Consider the following 26878-nt stretch of genomic DNA (forward strand, 5'->3'; position numbering starts at 1 on the left):
CCTTTTATATTGTTCGATTTTCCGCCACAGATATACTTAAATTAAAGATGTATAATAAAGGAAAAGGAGGAGGATTTTTTATGGGGATGAAATATAAAAACATATTGGTTGCAGTAGATGGATCAACAGAGGCTGAATGGGCGTTTAAGAAGGCCATCGAAATTGCCAAACGCAACGATGCTCATATTATTCTTGCGCACATCATCGATACTAGAACGTTTGCCACAGTCGAAGCGTACGACCGCACAATTGCTGAAAGAGCAGATATGTTCGCAAAAGAGTTAATGGAAAAATATAAAAATGAAGCCGTCAATGCTGGTGTAGCCAATGTAGATTACGTAGTTGATTACGGTTCACCAAAATACAGAATTCCAAGAGAAATTTCCAAGGATAATAAAGTTGATTTAATCATCTGCGGCGCAACTGGTATGAATGCCGTTGAACGTTTTCTAATTGGAAGCGTATCTGAAAATATCGTCCGCCATTCCAGCTGTGATGTATTGGTTGTCCGGACAGAAAAAGATGCAGAGTAATAAATGTAAAAAGAGTGCCGGAATAATATCGGCACTCTTTTCTATATGTCCAGTGTACTTTTCCACTCTTTTATAATAAATTCTCTCGTGTTTTCAATTGCAGCAGGGTCATTATATGCAAGCTCTTTAGCCTCATCCAATGAGGCAGCACGAAAAATAATCAGTCCGCCTGTATGATCTGTAAAGGGTCCTTTGGCAATAATTTTTCCCTTCTCTATTAAATCATTTAGATAATCAATATGCTCTTTCCGGATCGCTTCATCTTTTTTTGAATCGAGCGTTTTCATAAGTGCAATAAAATAGTTCAATAGGGAAACCTCCTCTAAACAGAAATGTATTACCTATATATTTCTTCTTAGAAGGAAATTCCCCTTTGTTTTTACAGTTATTTCTGAATAATCGTTTTTGCCTTCTCAATGGCAGCCAAAACCTGGGCAAACCCTGTGCCGCCTGCACTATTGCGTCGTTTTACGGCAGTAACCGGGTCTAACACTGTATAGATATCCTCTTCAAACAGCGGATTAGCTTTTTTGTATTCATCCAGCGGCAGATCAACAAGGAAACATCCCTGCTGGACGCAAGTCAGCACAAGCTTCCCGACAATCTCATGTGCTTGTCTGAATGGAATTCCCTTATCTGACAGATAATCAGCAAGCTCGGTTGCATTGGAAAAATCGCTTTTTGTTGCTTTATCCATCTGGTTTTTATTCACAGTCATTGTCTTAATCATTCCAGCGAATATTTTCAAGGAACCTGTAACAGTCTTCACAGTATCGAACATGCCTTCTTTGTCTTCCTGCATGTCTTTATTGTAGGCTAGCGGCAAGCCCTTTAGAACGGTCAGCAAGCCCATTAGATTTCCATATACTCTTCCCGTTTTCCCACGAATGAGCTCAGCCATGTCAGGGTTCTTCTTCTGCGGCATAATGCTGCTTCCTGTTGCAAAGCTGTCATCAAGTTCAATGAATTTAAATTCCTGGCTGGACCATAGAATAAATTCCTCACTTAATCTTGATAAATGCATCATTAAGATGGATGAGTCTGATAAAAATTCTAAAATAAAGTCCCTGTCAGAAACTGCATCAAGACTATTTTCATAAATCCCGCCAAATTCAAGTAATTCGGCAGTTAAATGGCGGTCGATCGGGAATGTAGTGCCGGCAAGAGCACCCGCTCCCAATGGAGAAATATTAATGCGCTTAACGCTCTCTTCAAAGCGTTCCTTATCACGCTGAAGCATCCAAAAATAGGCCATTAAATGATGGGCAAATGAAATCGGCTGGGCTCTTTGCAAATGTGTATAGCCAGGCATGACTGTTTCAACATTTTCCTCTGCCTGCGCAACCAATGCCTGCTGCATCTCCTCAATTAATTCGATGATCACATGTACCTGCTTGCGCAAAAATAAATGCATATCGGTTGCTACCTGATCATTTCGGCTTCTTGCTGTGTGAAGCTTTCCGCCAACCGGGCCAACTAATTCTGTTAAAAAGCTTTCTAGATTTAAATGGATGTCTTCAAGCTTCACTTGATAATCCAATTGTCCCTGTTCAGCTTTTCCCTTAAGCTGCAACAGTCCCTCTTTAATCTGCTTTGCATCTTCTTCAGTGATTATATTTGATTTGGAAAGCATTGTGACGTGCGCAATGCTCCCCTCAATATCTTCCAATACAAGTTCTTGGTCAAATGAAATGGATGCTCCAAATTCATCTACCCATTCTTCAGCGGATTTTGTAAATCTTCCGCCCCATAGCTTTTTCACACTGTCACCTTCTCATTTTTTTGCGCAATGCTCTGTACTTTTGTTGGCAGACCCCATAGTTTAATAAAGCCAACAGCTGCATTATGGTCAAATTCATCATCAGATGTATAGGTCGCAAGCTTTTCATCATATAAAGAATATGGAGATTTTCTGCCTTCGATAATCGCATGTCCTTTAAACAGCTTGACTCTTACAGTACCAGTAACATATTTTTGTGTTTCTTTAAGGAAAGCCTGAAGGGCATTATTTAATGGAGAGAACCATAATCCCTCGTAAATTAGTTCAGAAATTTTCTTCTCAATCACTGGTTTGAAGTGTGCTACTTCTTTAACTAAAGTTAAATCCTCTAATTCTTTATGTGCTTTAATTAGCGTCATCGCAGCAGGGCACTCATAAACTTCACGTGATTTGATTCCAACAAGACGGTTTTCTACATGGTCAATGCGTCCAACACCATGTTTGCCTGCAATGGTATTCAATTCTAGAATAAGCTCTGATAAAGGATATTTTTTGCCATTTAAGCTGACTGGAACACCTTGTTCAAAGTCGATTTCAACGATATCAGCAGTGTCAGGTGCTTTTTCAATGCTTACAGTAAGGTCGTATGCATCTTCTGGCGGAGCAGCCCATGGATCTTCAAGAACACCGCACTCATTCGCTCTTCCCCATAAGTTTTGGTCGATGGAGTAAGGAGAATCTAAGTTAATCGGAATAGGAATATCGTTTTGCTTTGCATATTCAATTTCCTCTTCACGTGACCATTTCCAATCACGTACTGGTGCAAGAACTTCAAGATTTGGATTCAATGCATTGATGGAAACTTCAAAACGCACTTGGTCGTTTCCTTTACCTGTACATCCGTGAGCAACCGCAACTGCTCCTTCTTGTTCTGCAACTTCTACTAGCTTTTTCGCAATAAGCGGACGTGAAAGAGCCGAAACTAACGGGTACTTATTTTCGTAAAGAGTGTGACCCTGAAGAGATATTAATGCATAGTCATTGGCAAACTCTTCTTTAGCATCGATTACATAGGATGAGACAGCGCCGACTTTTATGGCTTTTTCTTTAATGAAGTTTAAATCCTTACCTTCACCGACATCTAAGCAGCAGGCAACAACTGCATATCCCTTTTGTTCTAACCATTTAATTGCAACAGAGGTATCTAAACCTCCGGAATAAGCTAACACCACTTTAGGATTTGACATTTTATATTTCCTCCTCTATATGACGAATAAATATTCATTAACATTTGTTTTTATTCATTTATATTGTATAAGATACCACATATTTAAGAGAAATCAATACTTATTCGGAAAAATGTTTATAAATTTATTAGAATAGCTTTGTATAGTATCCGTTGATTTCCACTTAAGCACTTCGCTTTCCTGAGGGAGTTTTGAGTGCCTCCTTGCGCTGACGCGCCTGCTCACGTCTCACTTCAACACTGATCCCCAAGGAGTCTACGTGCCTGCAGTGAAGATCAACTAAGGTATACATCAATTTTGCTCTTTTGAAAAGACCCAATAGCAGGTCAAATAAAAGTATAGTAGAATGGGAGTATCCTATCCTTGGAGGAAAGTTCAAATGGTAATTGAATACTTTTTATTTGATAAGAGGCTTGGCATTCCAATCCCGGCACTTGAAAAGGAATGGGAACAATATACAGGAAATACTCAGCAGGAGATATTATTTCACTGGGAAAAAATCAGGGGGAGAATTCCTGACCGAATTAAAGAATTAGAGGATATGATTAATCAAAAACAAGCCCAGCTGTCAAATGAGGATAACTTTCTAAAGTCATGTGAACTTAACAGCGACATCGCAGATCTTGCCTCCATTATTAATGACCTATGGCTATGGTACCGGACAAATCAGGATGTTTCAGAAAAAGCGCATTTTTAATTGAAGACACGGGATGTCCCGTGTCTTTTTGTATAATAAAATATTCTATTTTTTCAATTCCCTGACAATATGGCCAAGTTCAGGCAGGATGAGTTTATTCATAGCGAGACGGACAGCCCCTGATGAACCTGGAGTGGAAAAGACCGCCTTACCGCCAACTACACCCGCCGCAGCTCTTGATAAAATTGCCGCTGAGCCAATATCCTCCTGATAGCTAAGGAGCCGAAAAAGCTCGCCGAATCCAGTTATTTCTTTTTCAAATAGGCCCAAAACGGTTTCGATTGTAACATCTCTCCGAGCAATCCCCGTGCCTCCGTTTGTCAGGACCACATCTACTTCTTCATTATCGCATCCCGATCGTACAGCAGCCTCAATGGCTCCAGCCTCGTCCTTAACGATACAATAGTCGACAACCCTGTGTCCGGCTTCTTCTAAAAGCTCAATCATCAGCTTTCCGCTTTTATCTGTCTGCTGATCCCTAGTATCACTGACCGTGATCACCTTACATCCAATATGCTTAGGGGCATCTTTTTTATGCTCTGTCAGGCTCAATTAGCTTTCACCTCTTTTTGCATAAAAATATCTCATTTGATAATACTTTTGTGCAAAGTCTGTGACTTTTCTTGTCAGCTGATAATTGGTTCCCGCTCCAATGGCCATGCTGATTAAAGGCATTCCCTGCAAGGATTTATTGCGGAACATATAAATGGCCAGTCCCTTAAATAAATGCTTAATGGGTAGCTCCAGCCAGGATACATCAGCCACTTCCTCGCTGCCTTCATAAAAGTAATAATCATCCTGTGACTTTGCCTCACGCTTAAGCTCTTCCCAATAAGCCCCCTGCAGCCTTGGCGGCAATGTTGCTGCATGAAAAACCTTTAAGGAGCTCATCATTTCATACGGGGTATTAACCTCAACACCGTAGGCAGCAGCAATAAGCTGGACAATTCGCAAATTAATCACAGCCATTGCAGGGATATCAGCTCCAAGCATGATTGAACTGCCTGATCCCGCTAAACCGCCCTGCACAAACGAATAAATCCTGTGCCTGGCAATTTGCTGCTGGGCAATATATTTAAGCTGATCAATGGTTAAGTACGTTAAATCTTCCACTGTTTGAATATCTGATTTGAATACCCGGGCCGCTGTTAATATTCTATCTCTGGCATCCATGTGCAGCTGTGATCCCTGAATCAGTGCATTCAGATGGAACATCCAATTATCTAATTTAGCAAAAAATTCCTGCTGCACCCTTTCAGGAAGCAAAGAAAAGGTACGCTCCAAATATTTTTCATAGGTTAATTCAAAATCATTGGGAACATAATTCAATAACTCACTTTCCCATTCACGTATCTCTGCTAATACCATCTTCTCCCGTTCCGTTAATCCCATATGTACTCCTCCATTCACAAACAAAACCGTCTTTTGCTACAGTATAACACAACAAGAATGGCAAATTCTTCAACAAAAAAGAGGGCCATCTCCAGCCCCCCTTTAGCGCATTAAACCATCGGGGGACAGGCCCCCACTGATTTAAAGTGTTAAATTGACCCCACCTCGGTAAGTCTAAAAACATCCCTGGCAATCATGACTTCTTCATTGGTTGGGATGACTATAACCTTTACTGGCGAGTGCGGGTAAGTGATGAACGCTTCCTTACCGCGAATTTTGTTTAAGGCCGGATCGAAGTAGACACCCATAAACTCTAGTCCCCGCAGCACGCGTTCACGGATGACATCACTGTTTTCCCCAATGCCTGCAGTAAAGATAATCGCATCCACCCCATACATTCTCGCTGCATAGGAGCCTAAATATTTATGAATGCGATTAGCAAACACCTCGAGCGCCAATTGCGCTCGGCTATTTCCTTCCGAAGCCTGCTCTTCAATATCCCTAAGGTCACTGGAAAAGCCTGAAATAGCAAGTAAACCGCTCTTTCTATTAAGAATTTCAATGACATCTTCAGCTGTCTGATTCGTCTTTTCCATAATATACGGAATTAAAGCAGGATCGATATTTCCCGATCGGGTTCCCATCGGCACCCCTGCAAGGGGCGTAAAGCCCATGGAGGTGTCAATAGACCTGCCGCCTTCAATGGCAGCGATGCTGGCCCCGTTGCCAAGATGGCAAGAAATGAGCCGCAATTGCTCAACGGGGCGGCCAAGCAATTTCGCTGCACGCTGCGAAACATATTTATGAGAGATCCCATGGAAGCCATATTTGCGGATCCGATACTTTGTATAATACTCATATGGCAAACTATATAAAAACGAGCTTTCCGGCATAGTCTGATGAAAGGCAGTGTCAAAAACAGCAATGGCCGGCACATTGGGCAAGGCTTGACGAAATGCCCGGATCCCTGTTGCGTTAGCAGGATTATGCAAAGGTGCCAGATCGGATAGCTGCTCTATTTTATTTAATACTTTATCAGTAATCAAAACGGAATCAGTAAATGTCTCTCCGCCGTGGACCACCCGATGGCCAATGCCTTGTATTTCATCTAATGACTGAACGACCCCAACAGATGTCAATTTATTCAATAAGAGCTTTACAGCCGCCTCATGATTAGGGATGGCTGCTGCTTCTTGTTTCTTCTGGCCATCAAAGGAGATATTAAAAATGGCATCATCTAGTCCAATTCGTTCAATCAAGCCTTTTGTGAGTACCTCTTCGCTGGGCATCTCAAAAAGCTGAAACTTTAATGAGGAACTGCCGGCGTTTATTGCAAGGATTTTGGCCATTTCACTCGCCCCTTTTAAAGAAATCATTTCTTATTTTGCACAATGACTTACATTAATATTGAGTATAGTGGAAATATGAAAAAAAGAAGCCTTATACTAGCTTCTTTCATACTTTACTTTATTTATTGTCTTTGATCCACTTTTCAATTTTTCTTAAGATGTTATCAACTTCATTTATGTTAGAAAGGCTTGGCAGGTTAGCAAGGAGCACTTCCTTTGGAGGTTTGATATTTTCACCTTTCTTTTGCATGATAAATATGCTTTTTGCCGCTTTCTCATTTTTAAATAATGATAGAGGGAGCTGCAATACCCCTTGGATATGTCCGTGCTTTTTTATATAGGCATGGAGCTTTGGCGCTTGCTCGCTTTCAAAAAGGCCATTTGGAATAATAAAAAATAAATAGCCGCCATCCCTTGTATGTCTCATGCTTTGCTCAATAAATAAATGGTGTGCATAGGTATGGCCCTCATCAGCCTTAATTTCATAGTCAGCTGCCCTTAGATCATTCGGATAATAGCCGATAGGAAGATCAGTAACAACCACGTCTGCCTTTTCAATAAACAATGGTTCAAGGCTATCCTGATTAAAAAGCTCAACTGGATGCTGCTGCAAATTAGCATTTACATAGCTAAGCCTAATCAAAATATCATCTATATCGATTCCAATGGCCTCAATCTGTTTATCTTTTCCCTGATTCATAACAGTTGTTAATAAATTCCCTGTGCCAACAGCAGGATCGAGCAGGCGGATCTTTTCCTCCTGAACAAATTTGCCAACCAAATAGCCTAGCAGCAAGCCAACTGAATCTGGCGTCATTTGATGATTAGGCTGCATAAGCTCCTTCATTCCTTTGAGGATAGCCAGCTGAAAGGATTTGCGGATTTCCTCATTGGTAAAGTGGTCTAAGCGGATATTTTCGTAGCTCTTTTTAAGCCTTTTAACAGTCAATTCGCTAAGCTCCTCCTGAAGAACGCTTCCCTGAAAGAGATTTTCGCCTGTCTCGGCCAATGCCTCTAAATATGTACAGGATAATTCCTCCTGCATCATGACTGCTGTTTCATTAAAAACCGAAAATAAATCCTCTACTGGAGTGGTTTTCATACATTTTCCTCCCGTCCATGACTTCTAGTCTTCATTTTAGCGAGGATTTAACCCAATAACAAGTAAGAAGGCATTTGCCCATTATCCGGCAAATGCCTTTCTCGTTATTCGTTATTAATTAGCTTGTTTTGCTGCCTCAATTGCCGCTTCATAGTTTGGATGATTTGTTGCTTCGCTGACATATTCTGCATAGGTTACTGTATCGTTAGAATCGACAACAAAAACAGCACGGGCTAACAGGCGAAGTTCTTCAATGGCCACTCCGTATGCTTTACCAAAAGAAAGATCGCGGTGATCGGACAATGTTTGAACATTTTCAATGCCTGCTGCTGCACACCAGCGTTTTTGGGCAAATGGAAGATCAACACTGATTGTTAGAATCTTTACATTATCTAACTTGGAAGCTTCTTCATTGAAACGGCGTGTCTGTGCGTCACAAACGCCTGTATCAAGTGAAGGAACCACACTAATTAAGCGTACTTGCCCTTTTGTATCTGCTAATGTTACTGGGGATAAATCATTTGCTAATACTTTAAAGTCAGGTGCCTTTTCCCCAACTTTTACTTCATTTCCTAATAAGGTAACTGGATTGTTTTTAAATGTAATAGATGCCATTATAATTTCCTCCTTAATATCATATGTACAGTTTAAATAATAACTTTTCAGAATCTTTTTTGCAAAGATATTGTCCTAGAAAAATTACCGGCTAAGACCATGAAAAAAGTTAACTCTCCACACTTCTGGAAAGTTAACCTTCACATTGCTATAAGGCTAAAAGTCTAATTCTTGTTTCGGCTGTTCATGATTTTGCTGGCTATGCTGATTTTGGCCATTCTGTCCGCTATGATTATTCTGGCTGCCAGAGTTTTGGTTCTTTTTATTCATCATCTGCTGAATTTTTTCGACGGCCTGCGGCGCAAGGTCTAATATCCGTTCATACAAATGAGTGCTTTCATCTAGATGGACCATCTTTACTTCTCTGGAATTAACAATTAAAAAGGCAATTGGTGTAATAGATACTCCGCCGCCGCTTCCTCCGCCGAACGGAAGGCCTTTTGAACCGCCCTTATCATCACCGCCAGATCCGCCGCCTTTATCTCCTCCGCCAGACCCGCCGCTAGCATTAAATTCACTTCCGCCGGCAGCAAATCCGAAGCCAACTTTGGAAACTGTCAATATCACACTGCCATCCGGTGTTTCAACAGGATCACCAATGATTGTATTGACATCAATCATCTCTTTTAAGCTTTCCATAGCGGTCGTCATTAGCCCTTGTATTGGATGTTCTGCCATTCTACGCGCCTCCTATACAGTTTTTGTTTTATCATTAGATAAGGAAGAAAGCGGTTTTGATCTTAATTTTGGCTTTCCGCCTTTCCAATATTTGATTATTTTTAATCCTGCCACCATAGCATGTCCGATTCGAAAATGAAACATACACGAAATTGACGTTTGTGAGATGGCATGCTGAAAACTTGGGTTAATCGACATTTCCGGGAGATCAAGAAATCTGATATATTGGCTGAGAAAGCCAACAAGACCGCCTTTAATAGCCCAAAGAGCACCTGTAAATATCCCTGTATAGGCTGCATCTCCAATGCCAATGACAGAATGCCATTGAAATTCTTTAATAGAAACCTTCCGCAAAAACTTCCTGATAATCACGTAAAATGAGACGACATGCTGCAAAAGCTCTTTAAAGTCTCTAATCCTATCCAGGAAATCTTCCGGTGAGTATTGTTTATTTTCTTTTTCAACAGGATTTCCATGGCCGCCGGATGTTTTCTCCTGTTCTATTTGAATGGTTGGCGAATCTTCATCAATTTTAATAAGCGGCATTTCTATCTTATATTTAAATAGACCAAATAAAGCTTTGATTTCCACCTTCAGATGATCATTATCATTATGATGGTCATAACGAAATTTAATATGTACCTTTGTTGCCATAACAATAATCAATAAGACAATAAGAGCAATTAAAATGATAAGCAGCCACTTCAAAAAATTCACAACCTTTCAGCTTAATAGTATGTTCCAGGAGATGAAAAATAAACATCGGAAGAACCTGCTGACAAGTACTGTTTGCTGAAAAGATTGTATACAGTTATTTTCAAGCCTGCTAATATAATTTTAGAGACCAAAAATAATACTTTGAGGTGAGAGGGAGCGGGGAAATGTTTGAAAAATTGATCGAATTATTAGGAAAAGACAAGGTCAGCAGAAGCGAATCACAGCTTTTCCACCACAGCAAAGATGAATCATACCATACACCTGTTGAACCTGATGCAGTTGTTTTTCCTTCATCCAGGGAAGATATCATTGCCATTATGAAATTCGCTAATGAAAATCGTATTCCAGTTGTTCCTTATGGGGCAGGATCTGGCCTTGAAGGTCAGGCAATTCCTATTAATAAAGGGATTAGCATCAGCTTTCAAAATATGAATAAAATCATTTCTTTTCAGCCGGAGGACTTTATTGTCACGGTCCAGCCTGGAGTCACCCGCATGCAATTAAATGACATGCTCAATCCACACGGCTTATTTTTCCCTGTTGATCCAGGGGCAGATGCAACCATTGGAGGAATGGCAGCAACCAATGCAAGCGGCACAGCTGCAGTCAGATATGGAACGATGAAAGATCAAGTACTGAGTATTGAAGCTGTACTTCCGGATGGGAGGATAATAAAAACAGGCAGCTTGGCGAAAAAGTCCTCATCTGGCTATAATCTGAACAGCTTATTTGTCGGTTCAGAAGGCACTCTCGGTGTTTTCACAGAAATCACACTTAAATTACAGGGAATTCCCGAATTTATGTTAGCCGCCCGCTGCTCGTTTCCCGATGTAGAAGCTTGTGTAAAGGCTGCCCATTCAATTTTAATGGCTGGAGTGCCAATTGCCAGAATCGAATTAGTCGATCCTGTCAGCATGGAAAAGGTCAATGAATATAGCGGCACTTCCTACCCTGTTGCACCGTCATTATTTTTTGAATTTCACGGAAACCAAGCTGGACTTGAAGAAGACGCTTCACTGGTTCAATCCATTGTTAAAGAATTTGGCAGCTCCGATTGGGTTGCAGAAACAGATTCTATAGCCCGGGCTCAATTATGGAAGGCCCGTCATGAGTTAGCCTATGCTTTTCTTCATCAAAATAAGGGCTATAAAGCGGGCATTACAGATATCTGCGTACCGATTTCAAAGCTTGCTGAAGTGGTCGTTTTAGCGCGGAAAATGATTGATGAAGCAGGGATGGAAGGCGGAGTCCTTGGACATATCGGAGATGGAAATTTCCACTCTATTTTTATGTATGATCCTAATGATCAAAAACAAATTGAGGCAATCAAGAATATTGATGAGAAAATCGTACATCTTGCTCTTTCCTTCGGTGGAACTTGTACAGGAGAGCATGGGGTTGGATTAGGAAAAATGAAATACCAGGAGCATGAGCACGGCGAAGCACTTAATCTGATGAAAGATATAAAAGACCTAATTGATCCATTAAATATTATGAATCCCGGAAAGATCTTCCCATAAATGGCAAAAAGGAAAAAGCTCATCAAAGGCTTTTTCCTTTTTTACTGATCATTACACTCCCAGGCTTTTTCCCTTTTTAAACTTACCTTCATGATGTGTAAAGTATTTCGTTTTTGAAATCGTAAATAACGTGATTGCAGCCCAAATAAACATAAAAGATATTAAGTGGATCTTCGAAAACAGTTCATGATAAACAAATACACCGAGAATTAAAGTAATGGTTGGTGATAAAAATTGCAAGAACCCGAGAGTTGATAAAGGAATTCTTTGGGCTCCCTTGGAAAAATAAAGCAGCGGTATGGCGGTAGCGGCGCCTGCTCCTATCAGCAAAAGATCGGTTCCAATGGATACAGCAAAAAGAGACTCGACCCCTTTAAATGATAGAAACACCATAAAGAGAAAAGCAATAGGTGTAACAGCCAACGTTTCCAGGGCTAAGCCAACATCAGCGTCAAGTTTAATTTTCTTCTTAGATAAGCCATAAAGTCCGAAGCTAAGGGCAAGTAAAATAGATACCCAAGGAAAGCTCCCATAAGAGATTGTAATAATCAAAACCCCAATTAATGCAAGAGCAAACGAAACATATTGAGCTATAGACAATTTTTCTCTGAAGACAATCATTCCAAGCAGAACACTTACAAGCGGATTAATGTAATAGCCAAGACTAGCCTCAACAAGGCGGTCATTATTGACTGCCCATATATAAATAAACCAGTTGCAGCTTACAAGCAAAGAAGCTGTGATTAATGCAATCATTAGCTTTTTCTGTGTTCGAAAACTCTTGAGGGTTTCCATAAATAATCCCCATTTTTTTGTTACTAAAAGAACGGCGATCATGAAGAAAAACGACCAAAAAATTCGATTGGCTAAAATTTCATCAGCCCTCACATGGTGAAGGAGTTTCCAGTAAATCGGCAGCAAACCCCACAAAAAATAGGAAAAGCCTGCATAAATAACACCTTTTTGTATCTCATTTTGATTCATAAGCCTTTCCCTCAATTCTTTCTAGTATCGAAATATATTATAGAGGCAAGGACAAGAATCCTGCAATCCTTTTTTATTAGGCCCTGTTAACAGGAAAAGTGCAGGCCGAGTTGCCTGCACTTTTAGCGGTTATTTTTTCGATGCGCTTTCGATTTCCTTATTTCTCAGCTCTATTCTTCTAATTTTTCCAGAAGTTGTTTTTGGCAGTTCTGAAATAAAGTCGATCTTTCTTGGATATTTATAGGGTGCTGTCAGTTCTTTGACATGGTCTTGAAGTGCTTTAACAAGATCTGGATCTTTCTCATCGACTCCATCCTGCAGAACAACAAAAGCTTTTACGATATGTCCGCGGACTTCATCAGGACTTGCTACAACAGCACATTCCTTCACAAAAGGATGCTTTACAAGGGCATCCTCTACCTCAAAGGGTCCAATCGTATAGCCTGAGCTAATGATAATATCATCACCCCGGCCCTCAAACCAGAAATATCCCTCTTCATCTTTCATTGCTTTATCTCCAGTTACATAATAATCGCCCCTAAATTGCATGGCGGTTCTTTCGGGATCTTTATAATAATTTTTGAAAAGTGCCGGTGTCTCAATATGAACAGCAATATCACCGATTTCATCAATCCCGCATGGATTTCCCTCTTCATCAATAATTTCCACACGATTTCCCGGAGTCGGCTTGCCCATGGAACCAGGCTTGATTTCCATATCTTTTGTTACACCTACAAGCAGCGTATTTTCTGTTTGGCCATACCCATCACGAACATCAATGTTAAAGTACTTCCTAAATGTATCAATAACTTCACGATTTAAGGGCTCTCCAGCGGAAACAGCGCTTCTTAAGTTCGGCAGCTGATATTCGTGAAGATTATCCACCTTTGCCATGATCCGATATTCTGTAGGTGTGCAGCATAAAACATTTACATCGTAATCCTGAAGAAGCTGCAAATATTTCTTCGGTTCAAATTTCCCATTATATACAAATCCTGTTGCACCTGAGCCAAGAACAGACAGAAACGGACTCCAAAGCCACTTTTGCCAGCCAGGGCCCGCAGTAGCCCAGACCGTATCTCCCTCTTCAATGCACATCCAGTGCGGGGCTGCAGTTCTCAAATGAGCAAACGCCCAGCCATGTGTATGGACAACACCTTTAGGATTACCTGTTGTCCCTGAAGTATAAGAAAGAAAAGCCATGTCGTCTTTTGTGGTATCTGCTAACGGGAACTGGGCTGAGGCATGCTTCATTTCTTCATCTAAGTCAATCCAATTTTCCTTTTGTCCTCCAATAACAAATTTTGGCAAATGACTGATTTCATTAATTGATAAAAATTGGTCTGTGTATGGGAAGTAACTGATGATTCCTTTTACATCTCCATGAGAGATTCGATATTGAAGATCCTTTGTCCGAAGCATTTCAGAGCTTGGAATGACTACAATGCCTGATTTTAACGCAGCAATATAAACCTGATAGGCTTCAATAAGCCGAGGAACAATGACCAGAAGAGTATCGCCCTTTTTCAGTCCGTATTGTGCAAAAACATTGCCTATACGATTGGCATTACCGATTAATTCGTTATATGTAATTTCCTTTTTATCCCCAATTTCATTTTCCCATCTAATGGCAAGCTTTTCATTATCACCTGTAAAACGTTCAAACTCAGATACCAAATTGTATTTTTCCGGTGCTAATAAATCTTCTCGCTTCATTCTAACTCCCCCTGATCATTTATAGTTCCATCAAGCCAATCATGGTGATAATAAAATTATACTAAAAAATGAAAAAATTTAAAATTATTAATTGTTATGAGTTGTTTGCTGCACATGAAAAAGGAGCAGGAAAGATTCCTGCTCCTTGTAGCCATATTATTTATTTTTATTGAACGCCTCCGAAACCACCAGCCATTTGCTGTTGTGCTGCACGCACTAAACGCTTTGTGATTTCTCCTCCAACAGAACCGTTTGCACGGGAAGTTGTATCTGCACCAAGGTTTACGCCGAACTCATTAGCAATTTCATACTTCATTTGGTCTAGAGCTTGCTCTACGCCAGGAACTAAAAGTTGGTTTGAGTTACCGCTGTTGTTGTTTGCCATGTGAACTTCACCTCCTTGTGAGTATAGAATGTGTAGAATCACATGGCTATATACAAAAATTTATTGGTAAATCTTGCATCTTTTAATTTATGGCGATTCTGTTTTAAAACAAATCCGCGAATTGGTCCTCTTTTTTATTCTGTGGTTTGATTTCAACCGTTTCTGTATTGTTAACCGCTTCGGCTATCAACGGTTCAAAGTCTGTATAGCTTTCATAGTATCTTACTTTATCTCTTTTTGGCTTAGTTTTTGGTGAGGCTGGCACGAAGATGGTGCAGCAATCCTCATAAGGCCGGCTGGAAATCTCAAACGTATCAATTTTCTGTGATAGCTCAATAATTTCTGTTTTATCCATTGTAATTAGCGGTCGCAAGATGGGTGTGTTTGTGACATCATTGATGGCAAACATACTTTCAAGCGTCTGGCTTGCAACCTGCCCAAGGCTTTCCCCTGTGATAATTGCCAGGCCATCATTTCTTCTTCTAATTTCATCAGTAATCTTCAGCATGAGACGTCTTGTTGTTGTCATTGAATAGTTCTCTGGAACTTGTTTGTGAATGAGCTGCTGAATTTCTGTAAAAGGAACAATATGAAGCTTAACAGTTCCTCCGATATTCGCCAATTTTTCGGATAAATCAATGACCTTTTGTTTCGCACGCTCACTTGTAAATGGCGGGCTGAAAAAGTGAACAGCCTCTATTTCCACTCCTCTTTTCATGGATAGAAAGCCAGCTACAGGGCTGTCAATCCCTCCTGAGAGCATAAGCATTGCTTTACCGCTGGAACCAACAGGAAGACCGCCTGCCCCATGAACAGTCTCACAAGACATATAGATAGCTTCTTTACGCACCTCAACTAAAAGATTAATATCCGGATTCTTTACATCAACCTTAAGATTTGGAATATTCTTGAGCAAATGTGAGCCAAAAATATGGTTCAGCTCGCCTGTATCAAATTCAAACTCCTTATCAGACCGTTTTGTTGTGATTTTGAAGGTAATACCCTCAGTATCATTCATCTGAAAAAGCTCTAACGCTGCCTGTTTCATTTTCTCTATATCTTTTTCAACTTTAATTGCCGGACTGAAGGTTTGAATGCCAAATACTTTTGTAAGGCTGTCTAGGACAGCATCCTTGTCCTCACCATTTAATAAAACAAACATTCTTTCCCGATTGCTTTCAATTTTCACATTAGGGAAATCTCTAAGGATACTTTTAATATTTCTTCTTAATCTATCAATAAAATGCTTCCGGTTTCTGCCTTTTGTAGAAAGCTCACCATAGCGAATAAGTATACGATCATAATTCATTCAATTCATAACCTTTCTTAGCCCTGTAACAGCTTGATTTACCGCCTCAATAAATTTATCAGCTTCTTCAATTGTATTCTCATAAGCAAGACTGACCCTTATTGCACTTAATGCTGTTTCTTCTTTAACTCCCATTGCCATTAAGGTGGAGCTTGCTTTTGCCTTTTTAGAGGAACATGCACTTGTCGTTGACACATAAATATTCTTTTCTTCAAGCGCATGAACAAAAACTTCCGCTTTAAAGCCTTCGATTGAAAAATTCAAAATATGCGGAGCAGATTGGAAAATAGGTGTATGAATGACAACCCCTTCTATCTTTTCCAATTGACTCCTTAAAAAATCCTTTATTCTAATCATTAATTTTTGATGACTTTCCTGCTGCTGCAAAGTGATTCTAAGTGCTTTTGCCATAGAAATAATTCCTGCTGTATTTTCAGTCCCACTTCGAAGTCTGTTCTCTTGCCCGCCCCCAGATAAAAGCGGTGAAATTTTTACGCCATTTCTAATATAAAGCGCACCTACGCCTTTTAAGCCATGGAATTTATGGGCAGATATCGAACAAAGATCTATATGGCAATTATGGAAATCTAACGGAACCTTTCCAATCCCCTGTACGTGATCAACATGGAATAAGATTTTAGGATAGTCCTTTAGAAAATCGCCGATTTCTTTAATCGGCTGAATAGATCCAACCTCATTATTCACGTGCATAATCGATACAAGGACGGTCTCATCGGTTATTTTCTTTTGAATATCCTTTACATTTACGTGTCCGTTTTGATCCACAGGAATAGAGGTGACTTTAAAGCCTAATTCTTTTAGCTGCAAGGCGGCTTCTTTAATTGATGGGTGCTCTATTTCAGAAATAATGATGTGCTTACCCCTGTTTCTATACATCAGAGCCGATCCTTTAATTGCTAAATTATTGCTTTCCGTTCCGCCTGAAGTAAAATATATCTCATTTGACTGAACCTTCATAAGCTTAGCCATTTGTTCTCTTGCTTGTGAAATCAGTTTTTCTGATTGCGCTCCAAAGCTATGCAATGACGATGGATTCCCAAAAAAGCTGGTGGAAACCTTTGTAAATGAATCAAGCACTTCTTTATATGGTTTGGTTGTTGCACTATTGTCAAAATATATCATGGCCTTCTCCTTATCATTTGTCGAAAACCCTCCGTTGCCAACTAAAAATCTTACCATATTTGTACGTTCAATGAAAGCAATGGAATATATTTCAGTTTTCAACGCGCCTCATTTTGAATAGTAATTCTATTTTGACAATAATAAAATCCCTTTATTATTGCAAATAATTACAATAGAATGGGGATGGGGAGTTAAAAGGTAATTATTGTAATATATTTAATATTACAACTTCGATAATTTTCGACATGGATAAAAAATTCTATGTTAATATGGTCAATGTTCAAAACATTCGATACGATTCAGGGGGATATAGTTATGAACAAATTATCTACTAAGCAGATCTTAGCCGTTGGCCTTATGCTTTTTGCTCTTTTCTTTGGAGCAGGAAATATGATTTTTCCTCCATTCCTTGGGCAAAATGCTGGATCACATGTCTGGACTGCGATTATAGGTTTCTTAATTACTGGTGTAGGCCTTCCGCTATTAGGTATTATTGCCATTGCTAAAACTGGGGATGTTCAAACAATGGCCAGTCGGGTGCATCCAGTATATGGTGTTATTTTTACAGTTGTTATGTACTTGGTTATTGGACCGCTGTTTGCGATTCCACGTACAGGTACCGTTTCATTCGAAATTGGGATTATGCCCTTCTTGTCTGAAAACGCTTCCAACAGCCATTTGTCTCTTGCCATCTTTTCTGTAATCTTTTTTGCAATAACAGCGATGCTTGCATTGAACCCAACAAAGCTAGTTGACACCATTGGGAAAATCCTAACACCAGCCTTATTAATTATCCTGGCTATACTAGTTGTCAAAAGCTTTATTACACCGTTAGGCACACCACAAGCACCAGTTGATGCATATGTCAGCGGTCCTTTCTTTAAGGGATTCGTAGAAGGTTATTTAACCATGGATACCATTGCGGCGCTTGTATTTGGGATCATTGTTATAAGTTCAATTAAAGGTCTTGGGGTTGCTAATAAAAAGAACATTACAAAGATTTGTATTCAGGCAGGATTAATTGCTGCAGCCGGTCTTGGATTAGTGTATTTTGCCCTTGCCTATATTGGTGCTACTAGCCCTGATTCTGTAGGTATTCAGGAAAACGGCGGTGCCATTTTATCGGGTGCGGCTTACCATTTATTCGGCTCTTTCGGTAATGTCATTTTAGGTCTTGCCATTATTTTTGCCTGTTTGACAACGTCGATTGGATTAGTATCATCTTGTGCGGAATATTTTTCAAAGCTTTTACCGCGCTATTCATATAAGACTATTGTTATTGCCTTTTCCATCTTTAGTATGATCATTGCAAATGCCGGATTAACACAGCTGATTCAATTTTCAGTTCCTGTACTAACCTTTATCTATCCGCTTGCGATTGTTATGATCTTATTATCTTTTGTGCATAACTGGTTTAAAGGCTACTCACTAGTTTATATCTGTGCCATAATTCCAACAGGATTCATTAGTCTGATTGATGCGTTAAATACAGCTGGACTCAATGTGTCGGGAATCATGGATGCATTAAGTTTCCTTCCGCTATCTTCACAAGGGATTGGCTGGATTGTTCCTGCTATTGCCGGGGCCATTGTCGGATACTTCATTGCCCTTTCAGCGGGCGCATCCGAAAAGACAATCCAGACAAATTAATATAAAGAAGAGCACCGTTTTCGAACGGTGCTCCTTTTTTAGTTATCATCATCTTCATTTAAAATTGCTTCAATTTTTCTCATAGCACTTGGATCTACTTTCTCAATAGCGGCGGCAGCCTGTTCAAGCGCTGTTTTATAATCAAATCCTCTAAATGATTCCTCGGCTTCCTGCAAACCCTTTTCAACCGAAGAATATCTGCTGCGATATCTGTTTCCGTACTGAATGACTTTTTCAGCCAGCATAATGGTATCAATCATCTCTTCTGATGATTTCACAGCCTTGTTTACAGTTAATACTGCAAGTTCTAGATACTGCTGAACCATTTGCGTATCGAGCGGTTTTTCATTCAGTTTTTCAATCACATTTCCAATGCTTTCTCTTGCATCTTCTAACAAATATTGATAATCCTGAGGAATTCCTGGAACATTGCTTTTTGAAACAAGTCTTACACATTCAGCTATGCGCTTTTTCAATTCCGCGACACTTTCTCTGGCAGCTAATTCGTCTTTTCTTAATGCTTGGAGTTTCTCTTGGAACTTAGCATGCTCTTCTGTTACTTCTTCCAGTTGATTTTTAATTTCCTCAAGCTCGGCTTTTAAGAACGAATAAGCGGTGCCTTCTGCTAAGATCTTATATTCTAAAGTCTCAAATCGCTTATTCAGCTGGACAAGCTTTTTATCAAGCTCCGCTTGTATTTGAGCATCCTTTTCAGAAATGTGGTAGCTCTGCTGAACAAACGCCACTTCTTCCTTGAGCTGCCTATTTGTGTCCAAATTGGCAAACAGCATATTTCTAGTCACTGGATCCTGCTGGATGATAAAGTGTTTCGAATGTACTTCCTCTTCCAGAAGGTCATAAAGCGTGTTGACTCTATCCTTAATTTCCTCAATACCTGGGAGAGCATTAGAAATATTTGCTTCTTCAATTTCACCTAAATGAACAGCCATTTCACCTAAAAGCTTTTCAGCTTCTTTCTCTACTTCGATATGATCCAGGATATAGCCTTGTTCAGCCATTTCCTTATATCCTTCTTTAAGATCTTTTAACTGGGCCGGAATCTTCGACTGACATTCAGCAAGCAGGTTCGGAATTGCTTCCATCTTTTGGTCCAGCTCGTTCATTTGAAGCTTTATTGTCATTACCAATTCTCTTGCTTCCAAATAATTGCCCATTTCAGTTTTTACATCAAAATCTTCAAACTTGCTATAGATGCCTTCAAGTTCCTTTTCAAGCAGATCTGCTGCTTTGCCATATGTATGGTGGTGAGCCAATAGGTGCTTTTTGCTCTCACGATAATGATCTTTTAAATCTTCTGCTTCTACCCGGTTCTTTTCTTCACTTCCTACAAGCTCGTTTAATTCAGATAACAATATCTTAATTTTATCCTCAATATCAGCAAGGTACTTTTCAATTTCTCTTTGAACTTCTTTGGCCTTTCTGAATCGATATTTATCAATAAATTCCTCTGCGTCAAATAAAAATTCTTCCACATTCGGAAGCTTGACAGTGACGATATCATCCCATTCGCTTCTCCAGCGCTCAAATAGTTCTTCTGTCTGTCCCGTCATGTTTAATTGCTTAACTTTCGACATTTCTTCAAGAACAGGGCGATTCATTATATCCATTTTCCACTTTTCCAGCCGGTCAATTTCCTTAAAATTCTTCTTCTTTAAAATAAAACCTATAATAAATAATCCTATGACAATGACGATAGCGCCAATAATGTACTCCATGATTTTTAAAAGCCCCCTGTTCCTTCCGAGCAATATGACGATCTATATACTTGAATTGATGTTCATTTCAATGTTTTTATGATACCATGTAAACGACAATTTTTGACTATTTATTTCAATTTTTTATATAAAATATAAGAAAAGAATATGTTTGTAATCTTAATTGAATAATAATCTCCTAATATTTCCAATTAATTCACTATACTTACGCTGGAAAGGAAGTTATCGCCGTGAAGGATGGCCATATTCATACACCATTTTGCCCGCACGGGACAAAAGACCCAATAGAAGGTTATGTCCAGAGAGCTCTTTCGTTAGGATTTAAGGAAATTACTTTTACCGAGCATGCCCCTCTGCCAAAAGGCTTTATAGACCCTGTCCCTGCTAAGGATAGCTCAATGAGGCTAGAGGAACTTGAAGCCTATTTCGAAGAAGTGGCCAAAGTTAAACAAAAATATAAAGGTAAAATAGAAATTAATACTGGCCTTGAGGTTGACTATATTGAGGGCTTTGAGCAGGGGACAACAGCATTTCTTAATCAATATGGCAAATATTTGGATGATGCCATTTTATCTGTCCATTTTTTGAAATATGATAACATGTATGACTGCCTGGATTACAGTCCAGATACCTTCTTGCAAATGATTGAAAAGTACAGGGGCATTGAAAAGGTGTATACAAATTATTTCCGTACATTACTTAAGTCAATTGAGTGTGACCTTGGCCCATACAAACCAAAGCGTATAGGTCATATGACCATTGTAAAAAAGTTCCAAAAAAAATTCCCTTTACAGAGGGAATTTACTGAGGAAATAACAAATATTCTTAGTGCCATAAATGATAAGGGCTACGAACTTGATTATAATGGTGCTGGCACCTCTAAACCTCTTTGCAAAGAGCCATATCCACCCCGCTGGATCGCAGAAAAAGCTTTAATAATGGGGATTCCTCTCATTTATGGATCTGACGCGCACCAAATAAAGGAACTGGGACAGGGACGGGATGTTATGCAAATTCAGGAAGCTTAAGGACTCTTTATGCTTCCTCCTTCCAGCATTTTGAAACTCAGTAGACAGCTAATACAGTCTTTTCGTATTCATGTTTACACAAAACACCATCTACCCAGTTAAAAACTTCCTGTAAATATTTTTCGGCAAAATACTTTTCATGGGGAAAAACGTGCAGTACTTCGGCCATATATTGGGCGTTTAAAAATGGCATGTTTAATAGGCCTTTGAGCTGAAGAATCACATAATCGGTCATTAAATGGCGAAACTCCCTTGTCTTCACACCCTTCTCAACGACCTTGCTAATATAGTACCTTTCCTTCATCAAATAAGTAGACATAATTTCGCGGACAAATTGGGAATCTATGGAAATTTCACGCAAAACGAATCTAGTTAAAGCAATGTTATGGTAATGATAATTCATAATATTTTCGGCAATCTTTTTTAGGCAGCCAGGCGCACCCTCATCAATCAGTTCAAATCCCTTTTCAATTTCCTCAACATATCCCTCAAAATACATGGTAAAGCAGTGTTCCAGGAGCCCCTGTTTGTTTTTAAAATAATAAGCAATATTTGCCGCATTGACCTTTGCCTTTTCTGCAATATCCCGGATAGAGGTTCCATTAAATCCTTTTGAATTAAACAACGAAACGGCCGCTTCAACAATTAACTCCTTAGAAGTCTTTTTCATTTTTTGACACCCCCTTAGAATTTCCCCCAAATCTTTAGACAAAAACAAACGGATTTCTTGTTACATTAAAATATTCTTGTTAAAATCACCTTATCCTTTATATATTTCTCGACAAAATGATGGGCATTTCCTGTGATTTTGCTAAAATAATAGGTAATTTCTTAAGAAAAAAGGTGAATAGCATTGTTTAAAGTCGATTCCTATCAGGGAACACGGGAAGAAAAATATTCACTCGTCAAAAAGCAATTGGCTGCACTTCTTGACGGTGAACCGAACCGTATAGCTAATCTAAGCAACGCCAGTGCACTGTTGAATCAATTCCTTGACCGAATTAATTGGGTGGGGTTTTATTTAGCCGAAGATAATGAACTTGTTCTGGGGCCCTTCCAGGGACTTCCAGCCTGTGTCCGAATTCCATTTGGAAAGGGTGTATGCGGCACTGCTGCCAAACAAGTGGAAACACAGCTAGTAGAGGACGTCAGCCAATTCCCAGGCCATATTGCCTGTGATGCGGCATCTCAATCAGAGATTGTCGTGCCAATTGTTAAAGATCAGGTTCTGATTGGTGTGCTCGACATTGACTCGCCGGAAAAAAGCCGCTTCGATGAGCTGGACAAAAGAGAACTGGAAGATTTCGTAAGAATCCTTGTGTCTTATTTATAATTTGCAAGGTTTCAGAAGGCTCCAGAAGCCTTCTGAATTGAGCAGTTTTAGGGGCTGTCACTTTGACAGCCCCTTCTCCTAAAGAATATCTAAAGCCTGTTTCAGATCATTCCGAATATCCTCCCAGCTTTCCAATCCGATCGAAAGCCTTAATAGACTGTCATCAATCCCCATTTTCTCTCTTGATTGCTTTGGAACCACTGCATGCGTCATTGTCGCCGGATGCTGGATTAATGTTTCGGCATCACCCAAGCTTACAGCTATTTTAATTAAATTTAGATCGTCCATAAAAGATTGGGCCGTTTTTTTATCCCCTTTAAGAGAGAAGGAAATTAAGCCCCCAGGTTTTCGCATTTGCTTTTTAGCAATATGGTATTCAGGACTGTTTTTATCTCCTGGATAATAGACCTTTTCTACTTTTGGATGTTGGATTAGAAATTCCGCAATTTTTTCGGTGTTCTCACAATGACGGTCCATCCTTACAGCAAGGGTTTTTAAACCGCGAAGGAGCAGCCAGGCATCAAATGGAGAAATGATGCCTCCAATATCCTTTAAAGTTGTCTTAGCGACAGAATCCATAAACTCCTTCTTACCCGCAGCAATCCCTGCAATTACATCCCCGTGCCCGCAAATGTATTTGGTCGCGCTATGGATAACAACATCACAGCCTAAGGAAATAGGATTTTGTAAATATGGCGAACAGAAGGTGTTATCAACGATAACTGGAATTCCTTTTTCCCTGCCGACCTCTGCTGCCATCTCGAGATCCACAAGCTTCATAGTCGGGTTAATGGGCGTTTCTATATAGATACAGGCTGTCTCTGGCTTAATTGCTTCTAGCAGCTGTTCTTTCGATTCCATTAAAGAAAAATCGTGGCTAATATGATATTTTTCGTTCATCATTTCGAGCAATCCAAAGGTGCAGCCATACACCCCCTGCGAACAAAGAATATGATCACCAGATTTCGTTAATGCAAACAATACAGCTGATACAGCGGCCATGCCAGATCCAAACGCTAACGCTGCCTCCGCATTTTCCAATTCTGCCATCCGATCTTCAAGAACCTTTACCGTTGGATTCCCCAGCCTTGAATAAATATAGCCCCCTTCTTCACCGGCAAAACGTCTTTCCCCCTGAAGCGCATTCTCAAACGTAAATGTGGATGATTGAAAAATAGGCGGAACAAGGCTTCCATCATATTTGAAAGAATCATAGCCTCCATGAATCAGCTTTGTTTCAAATTCCCCCGATGTTTTCCCCTTCACAATGATCTCCCCTTTTTTTAGAACCGCTAGCAATGATTGCATTTTATATAGGATATGATTTCAAGCCTTTTTTGTTTAATAAGAAAAGGCCTTGCCGATTTATCTATTCGACAAGACCTTTTCCTGTACAACTACTTTATTTTTTCCCGTTTGTTTTGCAGTGTATAGTGCATGATCAGCTGACCTAAATAACACGGAATAGGAAACATTGGCACCTTTTTTCCAATGGGATACACCGCATGAAATTGTCACATGCGGATCTGTATTTTCATTTACCTTATTAACAATACGATCGGCAATAAATAAACCATCAGATAAGGATACGCCAGGCAAATAGATTGCCAGTTCTTCTCCGCCCCATCTTGCCCCAATATCTGTTCCGCGGATATTTCCTTGAATAATTTTTGCCACTTGAATGATTACTTCATCTCCTACCTGATGTCCAAACGTATCATTGACTGATTTAAAATCATCAATGTCAATTAAAATAAAGGTCCCTTCACGATCCTGATTCATTGACTGATGAATCCGCTCATCAAGGAAGCTTCTTGAATACAATTTTGTGAGATGGTCGGTAATCACCATCTTCTCAAGTTCTTCCCTCAGCATAGAATTGGTAAAGGCCAGGGTGGAATGATGAATAAGAGATTGAAGAAGCTTAAAAGATTCGAATGAAAAATGGTAGGCTTCGATTCCCATGACAATTGCAAATCCCCTTAAAACCCCAGACTGAGACATCGGTACAGCAATGATGGATTTATATTTGTACTCTAAACCATTATTCGGCGAAAAGTCGCCAATGAAAATGGATTCATTATTCTCGGTTATTTTTTTCTTAACAAATTTTATATATTTCTCTGCTTCCTTTTTGAAGAAAAATTCAGTGCTTCCATGTAAAACAGTAGTTATTTGAAATTCCTCAGAAAACAGGATAAACCCCACTTCTTCCGCATCAAAAGAAGCGACAATCTGTTTTGTCATATAGTTTGTCGTATCTGTCAGCCTTAAATTTAAATTTAATTGATGAGATGTTTCGTTGATCAGCTTTAAATCAGCAATAAATCTTCTTGATTGCTGGTAAAGCTGCGCATTTTCCAATGCGCTTCCTGCTGTTTTGGCAAGAAGCGTAATATATTCTATCTCATTGTTTGGAAAGGTAATAGTATTCGGCGCTATAACTTGCAAAACCCCATAAACTCCCTGCTTTCCTTTTAGGGGCGCATACATGATGGACCTTTTCTCCTGCAGGGAGTCTTCGAATTGAACAGAACCAGTTACATATGCCTGCATAGCAGCAAGATTTTCACTGTCATACTCTAAATCTTTTATCGGCAGCCCCCCCAGATTTCGGCTGTCATGTGAAAGCAGCAAATAGTAGGTAAAGGAAGGAAAGACCTCTTTTAGGGTATCAATGATTTCTCCAAGCACATCATCCATATTCATCGTTGAATGGAACTTTTCAGTGACCCGAAAAAGCTGTTTATACCTTTTTTCTTCTAAAATAGTCCGCGCTAAATATTTTGCTTTAGCAATAAATTTAACACTTTCTATACTGAGCGATTCTGCAAGGCTTTCTGAAATCATGCTTGCATTTCCTGGAGATTTCAGCACGATAAAACCTAAATCCCCTTTATCCAATGATAGTGCGAAGTCTCTTTGGATAAAGCCTTGTCCTTCCTTCCTAATCCTCCCGAGGTCTTCTCTAAAGCTGGCAGAAGGGACAGTTGAAAAATAGCCCTGATCTCCTGTTGCCAATTCAAGGATTAATTGTTTTTTACAATTATGATAGCTGTAAAAAGCAGCTGCCTTGGAATCCGCTTTTTCCCTGATGGCTTCGAGCATTTCAAACAATAAATTTCCATACGATAATAAGCCATCTTCTACATCAAGAATATCTAAAAAGCGGCTTTTTAGTGTTAATATTAATTGATGCTCGTTAGGTCCCATCATTATCATCACCCTAGACATTCATAATAATCAAAAAATTATTAATTATTGGCAGCAATCTTTATGCCATCATCTGTAACAATAAGCAGGAGGGAGGAGTCTGCCGACAATGCATGCACTTCAATTGGATGTTCTTTCTCTGAAAGAGCAATTGACTGCCCACTTTTCAATATAATGGCTGAATTATTTTGATCAAAGACAAAGGGCTCCTTATCATCAACAACATTTTCCGCTTTTAGAGCCTTCTTTTTCAGTTCAAGCTGTTTCGTATAATAACTCCACTTATCTCCCGCAAGCACCCAAACCCCCATGCCTTTCTTATCTGGCCGGAGTTCATCTGGAGACTTGTCCAGTGATAAAATGGTTATAGCATTAAATTTATATTGATTAGTTCGATCCATTTCATAAATACCTAACACATGCTGCTTTTCTTTATATTCATATAGTGCTACAATCGCATGATCCTGTTCATCTATGCTTTCATGCAGAACCGCTGCCCTTGGTGCATGCCACTCGTGCTGCACCTTTTCTTGACGGATAAAGAAAGCAGATACTGTTATTAGAACAAAAAAACCGATTAGCATAAATCGGATTCGTTTCTCTTTTAGCGTTTCTTTCACTGCTATCACTCAAATATTCTTTTTCTTTCCCATATTATATCATACAAAGATAGGATAATTTATGAATACTATAGGGATTTAACTAAAAAAACAACTTTTTAATGATTGACTTTACTAGCAGATAAATTATATAATATTCTTTGTGTAAAATATCGCAGCCTATGTGAACACTCTGATGCACTCATTTTGTT

Annotated in this window: 26 protein-coding genes; 6 read left to right on the forward strand and 20 right to left on the reverse strand. The window is 39.5% G+C overall.

The annotated features are described in order from the left end of the window. Positions 1–80: 80 nt before the first annotated feature. Complete coding sequence (locus AC1Q59_RS16565; RefSeq protein WP_492366957.1) at positions 81–533, forward strand: universal stress protein; 453 nt, start codon at positions 81–83, stop codon at positions 531–533. 41 nt (positions 534–574) lie between these two features. Here the strand turns inward: AC1Q59_RS16565 and AC1Q59_RS16570 are convergent, their stop codons facing one another. From AC1Q59_RS16570 to AC1Q59_RS16580, 3 genes are all read right to left on the reverse strand, one after another. After that, positions 575–841 (reverse strand): YciI family protein, encoded by a 267-nt coding sequence (locus tag AC1Q59_RS16570; RefSeq protein WP_492366958.1) that lies wholly within the window; start codon positions 839–841, stop codon positions 575–577. A 77-nt stretch (positions 842–918) separates the two neighbouring features. Further along, on the reverse strand, positions 919–2295 hold the full coding sequence (gene argH / locus AC1Q59_RS16575; RefSeq protein WP_492366959.1) for an argininosuccinate lyase: 1377 nt from the start codon (positions 2293–2295) through the stop codon (positions 919–921). Beyond that, complete coding sequence (locus tag AC1Q59_RS16580) at positions 2292–3500, reverse strand: argininosuccinate synthase (RefSeq protein ID WP_492366960.1); 1209 nt, start codon at positions 3498–3500, stop codon at positions 2292–2294. Before AC1Q59_RS16580 ends, argH begins: the two co-directional genes overlap by 4 nt. A 379-nt stretch (positions 3501–3879) precedes the next feature. Between AC1Q59_RS16580 and AC1Q59_RS16585 the strand changes: the two genes are divergently transcribed. Next, positions 3880–4197: a hypothetical protein gene (locus AC1Q59_RS16585; protein ID WP_492366961.1), complete on the forward strand. Its 318-nt coding sequence runs from the start codon at positions 3880–3882 to the stop codon at positions 4195–4197. 45 nt (positions 4198–4242) lie between these two features. Here AC1Q59_RS16585 and AC1Q59_RS16590 read toward each other — a convergent pair whose 3' ends face one another. The 7 genes from AC1Q59_RS16590 to AC1Q59_RS16620 form a co-directional block, all read right to left on the reverse strand. Continuing rightward, on the reverse strand, positions 4243–4749 hold the full coding sequence (locus AC1Q59_RS16590; protein ID WP_492366962.1) for a MogA/MoaB family molybdenum cofactor biosynthesis protein: 507 nt from the start codon (positions 4747–4749) through the stop codon (positions 4243–4245). Next, the gene (locus AC1Q59_RS16595) at positions 4750–5589 is read right to left on the reverse strand and encodes an EcsC family protein (RefSeq protein ID WP_492366963.1); all 840 of its coding nucleotides are present in this window, start codon (positions 5587–5589) and stop codon (positions 4750–4752) included. Positions 5590–5738: 149 nt separating this feature from the next. Next, positions 5739–6938, reverse strand: coding sequence for an acetate kinase (locus tag AC1Q59_RS16600; RefSeq protein ID WP_492366964.1), 1200 nt, complete (start codon positions 6936–6938; stop codon positions 5739–5741). Positions 6939–7056: 118 nt separating this feature from the next. Beyond that, positions 7057–8040: a class I SAM-dependent methyltransferase gene (locus AC1Q59_RS16605; RefSeq protein ID WP_492366965.1), complete on the reverse strand. Its 984-nt coding sequence runs from the start codon at positions 8038–8040 to the stop codon at positions 7057–7059. A gap of 114 nt (positions 8041–8154) precedes the next feature. Further along, on the reverse strand, positions 8155–8655 hold the full coding sequence (tpx, locus tag AC1Q59_RS16610) for a thiol peroxidase (protein ID WP_492366966.1): 501 nt from the start codon (positions 8653–8655) through the stop codon (positions 8155–8157). A gap of 156 nt (positions 8656–8811) precedes the next feature. Beyond that, on the reverse strand, positions 8812–9333 hold the full coding sequence (gene ytfJ, locus AC1Q59_RS16615) for a GerW family sporulation protein (protein ID WP_492366967.1): 522 nt from the start codon (positions 9331–9333) through the stop codon (positions 8812–8814). A gap of 12 nt (positions 9334–9345) precedes the next feature. Then, positions 9346–10041 carry a DUF2953 domain-containing protein gene (locus tag AC1Q59_RS16620; protein WP_492366968.1) on the reverse strand — a complete coding sequence of 232 codons (696 nt, stop codon included), beginning with the start codon at positions 10039–10041 and terminating at the stop codon, positions 9346–9348. 173 nt (positions 10042–10214) lie between these two features. Between AC1Q59_RS16620 and AC1Q59_RS16625 the strand changes: the two genes are divergently transcribed. Next, positions 10215–11570, forward strand: a complete 1356-nt coding sequence (locus AC1Q59_RS16625) for an FAD-binding oxidoreductase (RefSeq protein WP_492366969.1) — start codon at positions 10215–10217, stop codon at positions 11568–11570. Between the two features lie 51 nt (positions 11571–11621). Here AC1Q59_RS16625 and rarD read toward each other — a convergent pair whose 3' ends face one another. From rarD to AC1Q59_RS16650, 5 genes are all read right to left on the reverse strand, one after another. After that, entirely contained in the window at positions 11622–12554 is a 933-nt protein-coding gene (gene rarD / locus AC1Q59_RS16630; protein WP_492366970.1) for an EamA family transporter RarD, read from the reverse strand. Positions 12555–12683: 129 nt separating this feature from the next. Then, positions 12684–14270 (reverse strand): acyl-CoA synthetase MbcS, encoded by a 1587-nt coding sequence (mbcS, locus tag AC1Q59_RS16635; protein ID WP_492366971.1) that lies wholly within the window; start codon positions 14268–14270, stop codon positions 12684–12686. A 166-nt stretch (positions 14271–14436) separates the two neighbouring features. Next, positions 14437–14655 carry an alpha/beta-type small acid-soluble spore protein gene (locus tag AC1Q59_RS16640; RefSeq protein WP_492366972.1) on the reverse strand — a complete coding sequence of 73 codons (219 nt, stop codon included), beginning with the start codon at positions 14653–14655 and terminating at the stop codon, positions 14437–14439. 103 nt (positions 14656–14758) lie between these two features. Next, the gene (thiI, locus tag AC1Q59_RS16645; protein ID WP_492366973.1) at positions 14759–15964 is read right to left on the reverse strand and encodes a tRNA uracil 4-sulfurtransferase ThiI; all 1206 of its coding nucleotides are present in this window, start codon (positions 15962–15964) and stop codon (positions 14759–14761) included. After that, positions 15965–17107 carry a cysteine desulfurase family protein gene (locus AC1Q59_RS16650; RefSeq protein WP_492367082.1) on the reverse strand — a complete coding sequence of 381 codons (1143 nt, stop codon included), beginning with the start codon at positions 17105–17107 and terminating at the stop codon, positions 15965–15967. It abuts the gene before it with no gap. 315 nt (positions 17108–17422) lie between these two features. On the opposite strand from AC1Q59_RS16650, the gene brnQ reads away from it, so the two are divergent. Further along, entirely contained in the window at positions 17423–18757 is a 1335-nt protein-coding gene (gene brnQ, locus AC1Q59_RS16655; protein ID WP_492366974.1) for a branched-chain amino acid transport system II carrier protein, read from the forward strand. A gap of 38 nt (positions 18758–18795) precedes the next feature. On the opposite strand, the gene ezrA is transcribed toward brnQ, so the two are convergent. Next, on the reverse strand, positions 18796–20493 hold the full coding sequence (gene ezrA, locus AC1Q59_RS16660; RefSeq protein WP_492366975.1) for a septation ring formation regulator EzrA: 1698 nt from the start codon (positions 20491–20493) through the stop codon (positions 18796–18798). Positions 20494–20717: 224 nt separating this feature from the next. Between ezrA and hisJ the strand changes: the two genes are divergently transcribed. After that, entirely contained in the window at positions 20718–21521 is an 804-nt protein-coding gene (gene hisJ / locus AC1Q59_RS16665) for a histidinol-phosphatase HisJ (protein WP_492367083.1), read from the forward strand. 37 nt (positions 21522–21558) lie between these two features. On the opposite strand, the gene refZ is transcribed toward hisJ, so the two are convergent. After that, on the reverse strand, positions 21559–22191 hold the full coding sequence (refZ, locus tag AC1Q59_RS16670; RefSeq protein ID WP_492366976.1) for a forespore capture DNA-binding protein RefZ: 633 nt from the start codon (positions 22189–22191) through the stop codon (positions 21559–21561). A 183-nt stretch (positions 22192–22374) separates the two neighbouring features. Between refZ and AC1Q59_RS16675 the strand changes: the two genes are divergently transcribed. Beyond that, complete coding sequence (locus AC1Q59_RS16675; RefSeq protein WP_492366977.1) at positions 22375–22854, forward strand: GAF domain-containing protein; 480 nt, start codon at positions 22375–22377, stop codon at positions 22852–22854. Between the two features lie 78 nt (positions 22855–22932). Here the strand turns inward: AC1Q59_RS16675 and megL are convergent, their stop codons facing one another. From megL to AC1Q59_RS16690, 3 genes are all read right to left on the reverse strand, one after another. Continuing rightward, on the reverse strand, positions 22933–24120 hold the full coding sequence (gene megL, locus AC1Q59_RS16680) for a methionine gamma-lyase (protein ID WP_492366978.1): 1188 nt from the start codon (positions 24118–24120) through the stop codon (positions 22933–22935). Between the two features lie 99 nt (positions 24121–24219). After that, positions 24220–26067 carry a sensor domain-containing diguanylate cyclase gene (locus AC1Q59_RS16685; RefSeq protein ID WP_492367084.1) on the reverse strand — a complete coding sequence of 616 codons (1848 nt, stop codon included), beginning with the start codon at positions 26065–26067 and terminating at the stop codon, positions 24220–24222. Between the two features lie 41 nt (positions 26068–26108). Beyond that, the gene (locus AC1Q59_RS16690; protein WP_492366979.1) at positions 26109–26687 is read right to left on the reverse strand and encodes a hypothetical protein; all 579 of its coding nucleotides are present in this window, start codon (positions 26685–26687) and stop codon (positions 26109–26111) included. Positions 26688–26878: the final 191 nt, after the last annotated feature.

The organism is Cytobacillus sp. MT66, assembly GCF_058792595.1.